Source organism: Paraplanobispora siamensis (assembly GCF_016863175.1).
Classification (GTDB): Bacteria; Actinomycetota; Actinomycetes; order Streptosporangiales; family Streptosporangiaceae; genus Planobispora; species Planobispora siamensis.
Window position 1 is genome coordinate 87,663 of the sequence record NZ_BOOJ01000027.1, and the last position, 13,091, is coordinate 100,753.

12 protein-coding genes are annotated in these 13,091 nt (G+C 73.5%); 3 read left to right on the forward strand and 9 right to left on the reverse strand.

Annotated elements, in window-relative coordinates; all coding sequences use genetic code 11:
- Positions 1-15: 15 nt before the first annotated feature.
- On the reverse strand, positions 16-1,005 hold the full coding sequence (locus tag Psi01_RS14810) for a LacI family DNA-binding transcriptional regulator (protein ID WP_204064579.1): 990 nt from the start codon (positions 1,003-1,005) through the stop codon (positions 16-18).
- A gap of 191 nt (positions 1,006-1,196) precedes the next feature.
- Here Psi01_RS14810 and Psi01_RS14815 point away from each other — a divergent pair, with 191 nt between their 5' ends.
- Positions 1,197-2,087 carry an amidohydrolase family protein gene (locus Psi01_RS14815; RefSeq protein ID WP_204064580.1) on the forward strand — a complete coding sequence of 297 codons (891 nt, stop codon included), beginning with the start codon at positions 1,197-1,199 and terminating at the stop codon, positions 2,085-2,087.
- A gap of 151 nt (positions 2,088-2,238) precedes the next feature.
- Entirely contained in the window at positions 2,239-2,748 is a 510-nt protein-coding gene (locus tag Psi01_RS14820) for a cysteine dioxygenase (protein WP_204064581.1), read from the forward strand.
- Positions 2,749-2,853: 105 nt separating this feature from the next.
- On the opposite strand, the gene Psi01_RS14825 is transcribed toward Psi01_RS14820, so the two are convergent.
- The 8 genes from Psi01_RS14825 to Psi01_RS14860 all read right to left on the reverse strand — a co-directional run bounded on the left by Psi01_RS14825 (position 2,854) and on the right by Psi01_RS14860 (position 12,028).
- Positions 2,854-3,960, reverse strand: coding sequence for a glycerophosphodiester phosphodiesterase (locus tag Psi01_RS14825; RefSeq protein WP_204064582.1), 1,107 nt, complete (start codon positions 3,958-3,960; stop codon positions 2,854-2,856).
- Between the two features lie 142 nt (positions 3,961-4,102).
- Entirely contained in the window at positions 4,103-5,302 is a 1,200-nt protein-coding gene (locus tag Psi01_RS14830; RefSeq protein ID WP_204064583.1) for a CynX/NimT family MFS transporter, read from the reverse strand.
- Between the two features lie 128 nt (positions 5,303-5,430).
- Positions 5,431-6,882, reverse strand: a complete 1,452-nt coding sequence (locus tag Psi01_RS14835; RefSeq protein ID WP_204064781.1) for a benzaldehyde dehydrogenase — start codon at positions 6,880-6,882, stop codon at positions 5,431-5,433.
- Between the two features lie 46 nt (positions 6,883-6,928).
- Positions 6,929-8,740, reverse strand: coding sequence for a thiamine pyrophosphate-dependent enzyme (locus Psi01_RS14840; protein ID WP_204064584.1), 1,812 nt, complete (start codon positions 8,738-8,740; stop codon positions 6,929-6,931).
- A 34-nt stretch (positions 8,741-8,774) separates the two neighbouring features.
- Positions 8,775-9,539, reverse strand: coding sequence for an ABC transporter ATP-binding protein (locus tag Psi01_RS14845; RefSeq protein WP_239127677.1), 765 nt, complete (start codon positions 9,537-9,539; stop codon positions 8,775-8,777).
- Positions 9,532-10,311, reverse strand: a complete 780-nt coding sequence (locus tag Psi01_RS14850; protein WP_204064586.1) for an ABC transporter permease — start codon at positions 10,309-10,311, stop codon at positions 9,532-9,534. Before Psi01_RS14850 ends, Psi01_RS14845 begins: the two co-directional genes overlap by 8 nt.
- Positions 10,308-11,090: an ABC transporter permease gene (locus Psi01_RS14855; protein WP_239127679.1), complete on the reverse strand. Its 783-nt coding sequence runs from the start codon at positions 11,088-11,090 to the stop codon at positions 10,308-10,310. The genes Psi01_RS14850 and Psi01_RS14855 overlap by 4 nt, the downstream gene beginning before the upstream one ends.
- A complete protein-coding gene (locus tag Psi01_RS14860; RefSeq protein ID WP_204064587.1) occupies positions 11,087-12,028 on the reverse strand; it encodes an ABC transporter substrate-binding protein in 942 nt (313 codons plus the stop codon). Before Psi01_RS14860 ends, Psi01_RS14855 begins: the two co-directional genes overlap by 4 nt.
- Before the next feature lie 177 nt (positions 12,029-12,205).
- Here Psi01_RS14860 and Psi01_RS14865 point away from each other — a divergent pair, with 177 nt between their 5' ends.
- Positions 12,206-13,054 carry a CoA transferase subunit A gene (locus Psi01_RS14865; protein ID WP_373872493.1) on the forward strand — a complete coding sequence of 283 codons (849 nt, stop codon included), beginning with the start codon at positions 12,206-12,208 and terminating at the stop codon, positions 13,052-13,054.
- Positions 13,055-13,091: the final 37 nt, after the last annotated feature.

Sequence of the window (13,091 nt, forward strand, 5' to 3'; positions counted from 1 at the left end):
GCCGGGCCAGGCGTCTCAGCCGACCGAGCCGCGCTCGCGGAGCTGGGGCGCCTGGACGATGCGGCGGCGGTGGGGTGTGCCGTCGACGGCGCCGACGACCATCCGCACGGCGGCGCGGACGATGCCGTCGATGTCCCAGTCGACCGTGGTCAGCCCCGGGGTGAGCAGCCCGGACATCGGATGGTCGTCATAGCCCATGACGGTCACCTCGCCCGGGATCGCCAGCCCCCGCTCGGCCGCCGCGGCGTAGACCCCGTAGGCGATCGAGTCGGCGAAGCAGAAGAACGCCCGGTGCCCGGCGGCCAGCGCCCGGTCGGCCGCCAGAGTGGCGTCCGCCAGCGCCTGCGAGGCGGTGACGACCTCGATGTCCATCCTCAACCGCCCGGCCTCCGCCATGACGTGCATGTCGGCGGGGCGGTCGGGGGTGCTCGCCCGGGTCGGGGTCAGCACCGCGACCCGCCGGTGCCCGCGCTCGAGCAGGTGCTCCAGCGCCATCGTCACGCCCGCCCGGTTGTCGAAGACGACCTCTCCCGCCGTGCGGGCCCCGGCCAGCGCGTCGCCGACGGCCACCACCGGCAGGCCGTCGCACATCGGCGCCCAGAACTCGCCGGCCGGATCCACCGGCTGCACGATCAGCGCGTCCACCCGCTGGTCGCGCAGCTGCCCGGCCAGGCTGCGCTCCCGCGCCGGATCGCCCGCCGCGTCGAGGATGAGGGCGTAGCGGCCGTTGTCCTTCAGGGCCCGGCCGATGCCGACGGCCAGCGCCTGCTGCCAGAGGTCCTCCAGGGAGCCGCACAGCAGGCCGATCATCCCGGTCCGGCCGCTGGCCAGGGCGCGGGCGATCGGGTCGGCCTCATAACCGAGCTCGTCGGCCGCCTTGCGGACCCGCTCCATGGTCTCCTCCGAGACCTGCATGCCACGCAGGGCGTAGGAGACGGCGGCGGGGGACAGTCCGGTGGCCTTGGCGACCTCGCGTATCGTCGCGCGTTTGCGTGGCTGCGGCACCAGCCAAGCCTATGCCTCCGGACCGACAGGGAGGTGTCCTCCACCTGTGCCCCGGGCGTCCGCCGATTGACAGGACGTCATCTGAAGCGTTTCACTGAAACGGTTCACTGAACCGTATCACTTGAAGATGTCACAAGGTCATCGGGATTGCCTGTATTCTAGGTAGGGAATGACAATAAAGGGAGGTGGAAGTGACCGTCGACGTGCACCAGCACCTGTGGACGCCGGGGTTCCTGGAGGCGCTGCGGCGCCGTACGGCCGCGCCCCGCCTCGACGGCTGGACTCTCCACCTCGACGGCGAGCCTCCCTACGAGGTCGATCCCCGCGACCACGACCCCGACGCCCGCCTGGCCCGCAACAGCGGCCTCGACCTGGCCCTGGTGTCCCTGTCGAGCCCGCTCGGCGTCGAGGACCTGCCGCCCGGGGACGCCTGGCCGATCATCGACGCCTACCACGACGACGCCCTCGCCCTGCCCGCCCCGTTCGGCGCCTGGGCCGCGACCTGCCTGGCCGACCCCGACCCGGCACGGCTCGGCGCCGTCCTGGACCGGGGCGCGGCCGGACTGCAGCTGCCCGCGACGGCCGTCGGCACCGAGGAGGGCCTGCGGTCCGCGGCCCCGCTGCTGGAGATGCTGGAAGCGCGCGACCTGCCGCTCTTCGTGCACCCCGGACCGGCCGGCCGCTCCGAGATCCCCGGCTGGTGGCCCGCGGTGGTGCCGTACGTGCAGCAGATGCACGCCGCCTGGTTCGCCTTCGCCGCCTTCGGCCGCCCCCGGCACCCGCGGCTGCGGGTCTGCTTCGCGCTGCTGGCCGGGCTGGCCCCGCTCCACTCGGAGCGGCTGATCAACCGGGGCGGTCCGGGCCGCGGGCGGGTGGACCCCGGCGTGTTCGTGGAGACCTCCTCCTACGGTCCCCGCGCCATCGACGCGATCGTCCGCGAGCTCGGCGTCGACGTCGTGGTCAACGGCTCCGACCAGCCCTACGCCACCGCCCCCGACCCCGCCCTCGGCGACGCCGCCCGGCACGCCGTCGCCGTCACCAACCCCGTCCGCCTGCTGAACCGGAAGGAGTCTCACACGTGAACAAGTCCCAGGGCCGTGAGCGCTGTGCGCTCCTTGCGCCCTCCGGAACGCTTCCCGCGCTCTTCGGAGCGCCCCTCGCGTCCTTCGGGTCCCTGGCGTCCTTCGAGTCCGCCGGGCTGCCGGCAGCCGGCACGCTCTCCGGAGGCCCGCGATGAGCTTCGCCTCCCTGCCCGAGCGCACCCTCGACCGGCGTGAGCTGCGCGACCTGGTCGACGAGCTGGCCGCCGACCCCTCCCGCTGGGAGGAGCACGTCCGGTTCCCCGAAGAGGGTGGCCGCCACTACGCCTCCCTCTACCGGGACTCCTACGTGGACGTCTGGCTGCTGTGCTGGCGGCCGGAGGACGACACCGGCTGGCACGACCACGACATCTCCTCCGGCGCCGTCCGGGTGGTGGCCGGCACGCTGCTGGAGTGCAACCCGCGCATCGGCGGCGAGCATCTGGAGACGGTGGTCTCCGCCGGGGAGTCGTTCTCCTTCGGTCCCGACCACATCCACCGGCTGACCGGCGCCGAGCACGGCAGCGTGTCCATCCACGCCTACTCACCGCCGCTGTGGCGCATGGGCCAGTACTCCATCAGCGAGACCGGCCTCATGCGCCGCGTCTCGGTCAGCTACGCCGACGAGCTGCGCCCCATGGAAGAAGTCGCCTCAGTGGCCTAGCGGCTCCGTGGCCTGGACGGACATGTCCTGAGGCCGGAAGCGGGCACGGCGTGCCCGGCCGGCCACGCGCCGCACCCTCCGCTGCCGCTTCAGGATTCACTCGTCCTAGCGGTCGGAGAAGACGCGGTCCCTGACGGCCCGGGCGACACCCGGGTCGTCGGCGAACACGCCGTCCAGGCCGAGCCGGTAGAGCTTGTCCAGCCAGCCCGCCACGTCGCCCATGGCGCGCGGGAAGACCGGGTTGGCCGGGTCGCCGAGCCGGAAGTCCACCGGGAGCTGGGAGTTCTCGTTGCGGATGGTCCAGGTGTGCACCGCCAGACCGGCCCGGTGGGCGTCCCTGATCAGGGTCGTGGGCTCCAGGAGGCGGCCGTCGGGGCCGACCGGGACGATCCGCCGGGTGTCCACGCCGACGCCGTCGGCGTGGCGGGCCACCTCGCGCAGGCCCTCGGGGGTCACCATGGTGTCGTAGGTGCGCGGGTCGCCGGCGGCCACCCAGTCGTACGGCGCGCCGGTCGCGTTGATCAGCTGGATCAGCGGCAGCCGCGTCTTCCTGCGCAGCTCGCGCAGGTTGGCGGTCTCGAACGACTGGATGAAGACCGGGTCCCGCCGGCCGTTCCAGCCGTACCGGTTCAGGACCTCCAGCAGCGGCTCCTCCAGCGACAGCCCGATGGAGTCGAAGTAGGTGGGGTGCTTGGTCTCGGGATAGACGCCGACCCCGTGCCGATGCGCGAGCTGGACGACCTCCTCGAAGGTCGGGATCTGCGCCAGGCCGTGGAAGGCGGTGTTGTCCGGGCGCAGGTCGGGGATGCGCTCCTCGGCCTTGAGCGTCCTCAGCTCGGCGAGGGTGAAGTCCTCGGTGAACCAGCCGGTCACCGGCCGTCCGTCGATGGTCTTGGTGGTACGGCGGGCCGCGAACTCGGGGCGGCTGTCCACATCGGTGGTGCCGCCGATCTCGTTCTCGTGCCGGGCCACGAGCACCCCGTCCTTGGTGGAGACGAGGTCGGGCTCGATGTAGTCGGCGCCCAGGGCGATCGCGGTCTCGTAGGACAGCAGCGTGTGCTCGGGGCGGTGGGCGCTGGCACCGCGGTGGCCGATGACGATGGGCTCGCGGGCACGGCGGTCGGCGGAGGCGGGGTCGGGTTCGTGCAGCACAACGGCGACGGTACCGGTCGCGAGAACGGTCAGCGCCACGGCGAGGAGTTTACGGAGCATGACTGGAACGTAAAGATTCCCGGTTACCTCCGGGTGCCCTTCACACGGCCGGTTCCGGACACCTCGGTGACCGGGCGGTCACGCGAGTGCGGGGAGAGCCTGAAGTGCCGGAAGCGTCTCCCGGGGCGTCGCCGGGGGCGTCTCACTCCCGGGCGGCGGGCACGGAGGTCTGCACCGGCACGGGACGGCCGGCCAGGAACCCGGCGGCCAGCTGGAGCCCGCACGCGCCGAGCCCGGCCAGCAGCGGCACCGTCCAGCCGCCCGAGGCCTCCCGCAGCACGCCGATCACCAGCGGTCCGAGCGCCGCCAGCACGTACCCGGCCGACTGCGCGACGGCCGACAGCGCGGTCACCGAGACGGGGTCGGGGGCGCGGAGCGTGATGATCAGCAGGGCCAGCGCGATCGAGGCGCCCTGGCCGACGCCCAGGATGATCATCCACAGCCACGGCAGGGTCGTGGGGGCCAGCAGCACCCCGGCGTACCCGGCGACGGTGAGCAGGGCCGCGACCGTCACGTGCGGCACCTGCGAGCGCGCCCGCCCGGCGTGCAGCGGGACCGCGAGCGTGGCCGCCACCTGGACCAGGTTGGTCAGGCTCAGCAGGTACCCGGCCTGGTCGGCGGGGAGACCCGCCTCCTTGAAGATCGTCGGCAGCCAGGCGAGCACGATGTAGAACGTCAGCGACTGCAGGCCCATGTAGACGGTGATGACCCAGGTCATCGGGGCGCGCAGCAACACCCGGAACGGCCGGGGCGCGGCGGTCCCGGCGACCGGAGGGCGCAGCGCCTGGGGCAGCCACACCGCGGCCGCCAGCACGGCCGGGACCGCCGCCATCGCGGTCACCTCGCGCCAGCCGTACCCGGTGGCGTGCTCCAGCGGCACGGTCAGCCCGGAGGCGGCGGCCGCGCCCACGACCAGGCCGGAGACGTAGATCCCGGTGAACAGCCCGACGTTCGCCGGGAAGTGCTGCTTGACGACCCCCGGCATGACGACGTTCATGACCGCGATGGCCGCGCCCGCCACGGCCGCGCCCGCGTACAGCGCGATCACGCCGTCCGCGCCGCGCAGCAGCACCCCGGCGGCCACCACCAGCAGGCACGCCAGCAGGACCCGGTCCAGGCCGAACCTGCGGGCCAGCGGCGGGGCGAGCGGGGCCAGCACGCCCAGGCAGACCACCATCACCGTGGTGATCGCCCCGCCTCCGGCCGGGCTCAGCCCCACATCGGTCATGATCTCGTCGAGCACCGGCGAGATCCCCGCCAGCGCGGGCCGCAGGTTCAGCGAGGCGAGCACGAACCCCGCGACCAGCAGCGCCCCCGACAGACCGCTGCGACGCTCAGACACCGTTCAACCTTCGCACAACCCCCGGCACGACGTTCGCACGGGACCGTCTCCCGGCTTCCCCCGCCTTCCCACGTGACGCCCACCATCACGCCGTCGTACGGCGGGCGGCCGGTGGGCGCCCATGGACGCTAGAAGGGATAGCCCGCGATGTCACCCCGCATCGTCACCCACCTGGTCTGGGTGAAGGCCTCGGCGTTGGCCCGGCCGCCGCCGAAGCGGGTCCCGGTGCCCGAGGCGCCCACCCCGCCGAACGGGGCCACCGCCTCGTCGTCCACGGTCTGGTCGTTGATGTGCACGATCCCGGTGGGGATCAGGTCGGCCAGGGCCAGGCCGCGCATCGCGTCGCGGGTGAGGATGCCCAGCGAGAGACCGTACTCGGTGTCGGACGCCAGCGCGGCGGCCTCCTCGATCGTGGAGAACGGCACGACCGGGGCGACCGGGCCGAAGACCTCCTGGACGTAGGCGGGAGCCGTCCGCGGCACGCCGTCCAGCACCGTCGGCCGGTAGAACAGACCCTCGAAGGTGCCTCCGGCGGCCAGCCGCGCCCCCGCCTCGACGCTCCCGGTGACCAGGGCGTGGACCTTGTCGCGCTGCCGCGCGTCGATCAGCGGGCCGAGCGCGACCTGCCCGGTGGCGGGGTCACCGACCGGCAGGTGGTCGGCCTTCTCGGCGAGCCGCGCGACGTACTCCCCGGCGATCGAGGCGTGCACCAGGTGCCGGCCGGTGGTCATGCAGATCTGCCCCTGGTGCAGGAACGACCCCCAGGCGCCGGCCGAGGCCGCCAGGTCCAGATCGGCGTCCTCCAGCACGATCAGCGCCGAGTTCCCGCCCAGCTCCAGGTGGGCGCGCTTGAGCAGCCGCCCGCACGCCTCGCCGACCCGGCGGCCGGCCGAGGTCGAGCCGGTGAAGGAGATCACCGGCACCAGCGGGTCGCCGACCAGCGCCTCCCCCGTCTCGACGCCGCCGGGCAGGACGTGGAGCAGGCCCGGCGGGAGCCCGGCCTCCTCGAAGACCCGGGCGATGGAGACGCCCCCGGAGACGGCGGTGCGCGGGTCGGGCTTGAGGATCACCGCGTTGCCCAGTGCCAGCGCCGGGGCGATCGAGCGGATGCCGAGGATCAGCGGGAAGTTGAACGGCGCGATCACCCCGACGACCCCCACCGGGACCCGCCGGGCGAGGCTGAGCCGGTCCTTGGCCGTGGGCAGGATCTCGCCGAGCGGCTGGGAGGCCAGCGCGGCGGCCTCGTAGCACTCCTGGGCGGCGACGTGCGTCTCCACGCCCGTCTTGGGACGGATCGACCCGGCCTCGCGGACCAGCCAGTCCTGGATCTCCTCGGCGTGCTCCTCGAAGAGCCGCCCGGCGCGCCGCAGCACCGCGGCCCGCTCCTCGAAGGAGACGGCCGCCCACTCCCGCTGCGCCCGTACGGCCCGCACGACCGCCGCCGCGACGTCCTCGGGCCCGGCGATCCCGGCACGGCCCAGCTCCCGGCCGGTGGCGGGCTCGACGACGGCAGCGTCACCCGCCCGCGAGGCGGTCCATCCGTCCCCGTAGACGAGACCCGTCCACGTCTTGGCGTCCATCAGGTTGGCACCGGTAATCGTCATGGCGTCTCCTTGCGCGGGGTGGTCACGGCTGGAAATCGGGGTCGGGGGGTACGGCGACGTCGAGCAGGAGGGGGCTCTCCCGGTCCGCGAGGTCCGGGATCACCTCGTCGAGCGCCTCCACCAGCTCCTCGTAGGAGGTCACGCGGCGGGCCGGGCAGCCGAGCGAGCGCGCCAGGGCGGCCATGCCGACCTCGGTGAACGGCGGCCACGGCGCCTTGCCGCCGCCGGACTGCTCGGCCAGCCGGTCCATGACGGCGTACCGGCCGTTGGCCAGGACCACGAACAGGGCGCCCACCCGGTAGTGGGCCGCGCTCCACAGGGCCTGGATCCCGTACAGGGCCGAGCCGTCGCCCACGACCGCGACCACCGGCCGGTCGGGGGCGGCCATGCGGACCCCGACCGCCGCGGGCAGCGCGAACCCCAGCCCGCCCATCGCCGCCGACAGGAACCCCAGCGGGCGCCGGGCCGGCACCAGCCGGTGCAGGTCGGGCCGGGAGGACGGGGTCTCCTCCACCACCACGGTCTCCGGCGCCAGCCGTACGGCCAGCTCGTGCAGGACGTGCGCGGCCCGCAGCTCCTCCCCGGGCGCGGGCGGGGCGGGCGGGAGGGCCTTCGCGAAACGGGGCGGTACGGCGTCGCGGGCGGGCACCAGCTCGGCCAGGCGGGCGCAGACGACCGCCGGGGAGGCCAGGACGGCCAGCTCGGCCGGGCTGCGGTGGGCCTCGGCCGGGTCGTCGGTGACGACCGCGACCGCGGTGCCGGGAGCGACCAGCGGGCCGGGCTCGTAGGGGTACTGGCGGAAGACCGGGGCGCCCACCGCGAGCACCGCGTCGTGCCCGGCCAGCGCCTCGCGCAGCCGGGATCGCCCCGCCGGGAGGATCCCGGCGAACAGCGGGTGGTCCTGCGGGAAGCCCGCGCGGGCGCCGAAGGACTCCTGCCAGACCGGGCAGCCCAGCCGCTCGGCCAGCACGGTCAGCGCCCGCCAGGCCGCGGCCGAGTCCGCGCCCGCCCCGGTCACCAGCACGGGCGAGCGCGCGGTGGCCAGGAGCCCGAGCAACGGCGCGAGATCGGCGTCCGCCACGCCCGAGGGCCGCACCACCCGCGCCGGAGCCGCCACCACGGCGTCGCCGTCCGCGGCCGGGGGGACGACCCGCGACCGCCCGGCGGCCCCGGCGCCGTCCGCCGCCGGAATCCCGGAGGCGGCGGACGGCACGGGCGGGGTCCCGGACGCGTCGCCCGGGGCGGGCCGGATCCCGGGGGCGTCACTCGGGGCGGGCCGGGTTCCGGGGTCCGGGCCTGCCCCGGCCGGGGTGGGGATGGCGGCCGGGGCAGGGTCTGCGGCCGGGGCGGACCAGTCGTCCACGGGGACCACGACCAGGGCCGGGCCGCGGGCGGTGACCGCCTCGTGGCAGGCCCTGGCCAGCGCGCCCGGCACGTCTTGCGCCCGGACGGGCTGGTCCGTCCAGACGGGGTAGTCGCCCGCGAGGCCGGCCAGCCGCCCGGTCAGGAACGGCTCCAGGGCCAGGTGCCTGCGGTCCTGCTGGCCGACCAGGACCACCAGCGGCGCCCGGTTCACCCGTGCGGTGGCGATCGCGCCGACCGCGTTGCCCAGCCCCGCCGTGGTGTGCAGCAGTGCGAGCGCGGGCCGGTCGCGGGCGATCGCCCAGCCGGTGGCCATGCCGACGACCGCGCCCTCGTGCAGGGCGAGCACGAACTCCAGGTCGTCGGGGAGCCCGGCGAGCAGGGAGACCTCGGTGGACCCGGGGTTGGCGAAGACCGTGGTCAGCCCGGTACGGCGCAGCACGTCGAAGGTCGCGTCCCTGACCGTCCTCATCGGGCCTCCCGGGCGCGCCGGATCCTGGTGCGGGTCATCGGTCCCCCCGAGCTCGCTGGATCTGGGCGTAGAGATGGCCGCGCAGGTCGGCGAAGCGGGGCAGGGAGCGGGTGGTGAGCTGGTCGCGTTCCGGCGGAAGGTCGATCTTGAGGTCCTCCATCACCACGGTCGGCGAGCCGGACAGCACGATCACCCGCTGCCCGAGATAGACGGCCTCGTCGATGTCGTGGGTGACGAACAGCGTCGTCACCCCGGTGTCCCGCCAGAGCGCCAGGACCAGGTCCTCCAGGTCCGCCCTGGTCTGGGCGTCCACCGCCGCGAACGGCTCGTCCATCAGCAGCACCTGCGGCTCGTAGGCGACGGCCCGGGCGATCGCGACCCGCTGCTGCATGCCGCCCGACAGCTGCCACGGGTGGGCGTCGGCGACGTCGGCGAGCCCCACGGCGGCCAGCGACCCGGCCACCAGCTCGCCGCGCCGCCCGGCGGGCATCCTCTTCTCCTTCAGCGGCAGCTCGACGTTCTGCCGCACGGTCATCCAGGGGAACAGGCTCCTGCCGTACTCCTGGAACACCACCGCCATCCGCGGCGGCGGGCCGGTCACCGCGGCGCCCGCCACCTTCACCGACCCGGCCGTGGGGGGCAGCAGCCCCGCGACGCACCGCAGCAACGTCGTCTTGCCGCACCCCGAGGGCCCGATGACGCAGACGAGCTCGCCCGCGTCCACCTGGAAGGTCACCTCGCGCAGCGCCTCGACGCGCCTGCCCTCGTAGACCTTCCGCAGCCCGGAGACCTCAAGCACGGCCGACCCCCCGGCCGCTGTGCCAGGACAGCACGCGGCGCTCCAGCCGCCGGAACAGCAGCGCGAGCACATAGCCGAGCAGGCCGAGCAGCAGGATCCCGCTCCACATCTCGGCGATCTGGAACCCGCGCTGGAACAGCACGATCGTGAAGCCGAGCCCGCTGCTGCTGGCGAACATCTCGCTGATCACCATGAGGATGATCCCGATGGACAGCGCCTGCCGCAGGCCCGCCATGATCTGCGGACTGGCTCCGCGCAGGACCAGGTGGCGCAGCCGGGACAGGCCGCGCACGCCGTACATCCGGCAGGTGTCGGACAGGACCTCGTCCAGCGCCCGCACGCCCTCGACGGTGTTGAGCAGGATCGGCCAGACGCAGCCGGAGGCGATGACCAGCACCTTCATCCCGTCGCCGATCCCCGCCAGCAGCATGATCAGGGGGACCAGCACCGGGGGCGGGATCGCCCGGAAGAACTCCAGCACCGGCTCGGCCGCGGCCCGCAGCCGGGGCGAGAGCCCGATCGCCACACCGGCGCCGACCCCGGCCGCGACGGCGAGCGCGTACCCGGCCAGGAGCCTGGCCAGGCTCGGCAGCACGTCGTCGAGGATCCGCTCCGAGAACCAGGTCTCGGCGAACGCCTGCGCCACCCGCCCCGGGGCCGGGACGTAGAAGTTCTGCGAGGCCGCGCTGTAGAGCTGCCAGACGATCACCAGGAGCGCCGGGACCCCGGCGACGGTCAGCACCCGCGTCACGGCCCGTCCCGTCCCGTTCATACGGGCGCCTCCCCCCGGACCGAGGGATGCCAGGCGAGCACCCGGCGCTCCAGGGCGCGGACCCCGACGTTCACCGCGACGCCGACCAGCCCCGCCAGGACCACCAGCGCGTACATCGTGGTCACCGCGCCCGCGGACTGGGCCGCCTGGATGGACAGGCCCAGGCCGGGGCTGCCGATGACCAGTTCGGCGGTGATCGCGAGGATGAAGGCCACGGCCGCGGCCAGTCGCAGGCCGGTCATGACGTACGGCAGCGCCGTCGGCCAGACCAGGTGGCGGATCCGGGACCAGGCCGACAACCCGTAGGACCGGGCGGTGTCGTGGGCGACGGCGTCGACGTCCGCGACGCCGTACAGGACCTGGATGAGCACCTGCCAGAACGCCGCGTAGACCACCAGCAGGAGCGTGGAGCCGAGCGAGGCGCCGAACAGCAGGGTGGCCAGGGGGATCAGCGCGACCGACGGGATGGGGCGCAGGAACTCGACGGTGGAGTGCGTCGCGGCGCGCAGGCCCGGCACGGAGCCGATCACCATCCCGGCGGCCACCGCGGCGCAGAACGCGATGGCCAGCCCCAGCGCCCAGCCCCACATGGTCTCGCCGAGGGCGATCCACAGCTCGGCGGTGGCCAGCTCCGCCGCCAGGGCGCCCAGGATCTCCGAGGCCGGGGGCAGGAACCTCTCGTCCACCGGCCCGAGCCGGGAGGCCGCCTCCATCACCACCAGCAACCCGCCCAGCCCCGCCGCGCCGTACCCGATCCGGGACCCGATGCCGCGCCTCACGGGATCAGCGTGTTCACGTCGACCTCGCCCTTGAGCACGCCGTCGCCCTGCGCGAGGTCCGCGATCTCCTGCACCGACTCCTCGTTGATCTCCGTTCCCCACTTCGGCAGGTAGATCTCGGCGATCACCTCTGGAGCGATCTTGGTGTAGGTCTTCAGGGCCTCGCGGGCCTCCTCCGGGTGCTCCTGGGCGTAGGTCAGCGACTCGTTCATCGCCGCGGTGAACCGCTTGACCAGGTCGGGATCGGTCTTGCCGGTGGTGAAGTACATCGCGACGGTCAGGTCCTCGACTGGCTCGGCGAAGTTCCACGTCACCGGGCGGGCCCCCCGGCTGAGCGCCTGGCTGACGAAGGGCTCGACCACCCAGATCGCGTCGACCTGCCCGTTCTCCAGCGCGGCGGGCGCGTCGGGGAAGGCCAGCTCCACGAACTCGATCCCGTCGGGGTCGCCGCCCGCGTCGCGCACCGCGGCGCGGATCGTGGTGTCGCCGATGTTCTTGAGCTGGTTGACCGAGACCTTCTTGCCGGCCAGGTCCTTGGCGGTCTTGACGGGGCTGTCCGGCTTGACCAGGACGGCGCTGAAGTCCTTGCCCGGCACGCCGGTGGAGGCGACCCCGTTGGTGACGACCTTGACGTCGAGCCCCTGCTCGACCGCGGTGAGCAGGGAGGTGGTGTTGGCGAAGGCGAACTGGAACTGCCCGCTGACCGCTCCGGAGATGCTGGCGGCGCCGCCCTGCACGGGGGTGATGGTCAGGTCGATGTTCTGCTTGTCGAAGAAGCCCTTGGCCTTGCCGAGATGGATCGGGGCCGTGTCGACGATGGCGATGACGCCCGCGTTGACCTTGTCCTTCCCGCCCGCCGCGGGCTCCTCCTCAGATCCGCACGCCGCCTGCGCGGCCAATAGCAGCGCGACGGCCAGCACGGTGAACGGACGGCGCATCTGACCTCCCGAGGGAGAGGTTGGGGGTGTGTTCGCTATGCGAACGACGATTCTCTCAACGAACGGGCGATATCGCGGAAGCTACGCCGCCCTTCACGGTTAGTCAAGGATCAGCAGCCGGAGAATTGACGATCCGGACATCAGGTCAGTATGTTCGTTAAAAGAACTTGAGTTCGCATGCCGAACACTCCTGAAGGGGGCATGATGGCCACGGTGATCCCGCTCGCCGAGGCGGTGGCGAATCTCGTCCACGACGGTGACAGCGTCGCGCTGGAGGGTTTCACCCACCTGATCCCCTACGCGGCCGGGCACGAGATCATCCGCCAGGGACGCCGCGATCTGACGCTGATCCGGATGACCCCCGACCTGATCTACGACCAGCTCATCGGGATGGGCTGCGCCCGCCGGCTGATCTTCTCCTGGGGCGGCAACCCGGGCGTCGGCTCGCTGCACCGCTTCCGGGACGCGGTGCAGAACCGCTGGCCCGCCCCGCTGGAGGTCGAGGAGCACAGCCACGCAGGCATCGCCAACGCCTACGTCGCCGGCGCCTCGGGGCTGCCGTTCGCCGTGCTGCGCGGCTACCGCGGCACCGACCTGCCCGTGCACACCGCCACCGTCAAGCCGATCACCTGCCCCTTCACCGGCGAGGAGCTCACCGCCGTCCCGGCGATCAACCCCGACGTCGCGATCGTCCACGCCCAGCGCGCCGACCGGCACGGCAACGTGCAGCTGTGGGGCATCACCGGGGTCCAGAAGGAGGCAGTGCTCGCGGCCAGGCGCTCCCTGGTCACCGTGGAGGAGGTCGTCGAGGAGCTGGAGCCCCACCCCGGGGCGGTCACGCTGCCCGGCTGGGTGATCACCCACGTGTCAGAGGCGCCGGGCGGTTCCCACCCCTCCTACAGCGCGGGATACTCCGTCCGCGACAACGACTTCTATCAGGCCTGGGACGCGATCGCCCGCGACCGCGAGAGCTTCCTGACCTGGATGGACGAGCACGTCCTCACCCGCGAGGCGGCCCGCCCATGACCGCCTCGGGAGGCCAGTCCACGTCCACCTCGGGAGA

Bases quoted from the DNA above. Each gene is read 5' to 3' on its own strand.
- Psi01_RS14860 (WP_204064587.1), bottom strand. From the start codon at position 12,028: ATGCGCCGTCCGTTCACCGTGCTGGCCGTCGCGCTGCTATTGGCCGCG.
- Psi01_RS14840 (WP_204064584.1), bottom strand. From the start codon at position 8,740: ATGAGGACGGTCAGGGACGCGACCTTCGACGTGCTGCGCCGTACCGGG.
- Psi01_RS14850 (WP_204064586.1), bottom strand. From the start codon at position 10,311: ATGAACGGGACGGGACGGGCCGTGACGCGGGTGCTGACCGTCGCCGGG.
- Psi01_RS14835 (WP_204064781.1), bottom strand. From the start codon at position 6,882: ATGGACGCCAAGACGTGGACGGGTCTCGTCTACGGGGACGGATGGACC.
- Psi01_RS14825 (WP_204064582.1), bottom strand. From the start codon at position 3,960: ATGCTCCGTAAACTCCTCGCCGTGGCGCTGACCGTTCTCGCGACCGGT.
- Psi01_RS14865 (WP_373872493.1), top strand. From the start codon at position 12,206: ATGCCGAACACTCCTGAAGGGGGCATGATGGCCACGGTGATCCCGCTC.
- Psi01_RS14820 (WP_204064581.1), top strand. From the start codon at position 2,239: ATGAGCTTCGCCTCCCTGCCCGAGCGCACCCTCGACCGGCGTGAGCTG.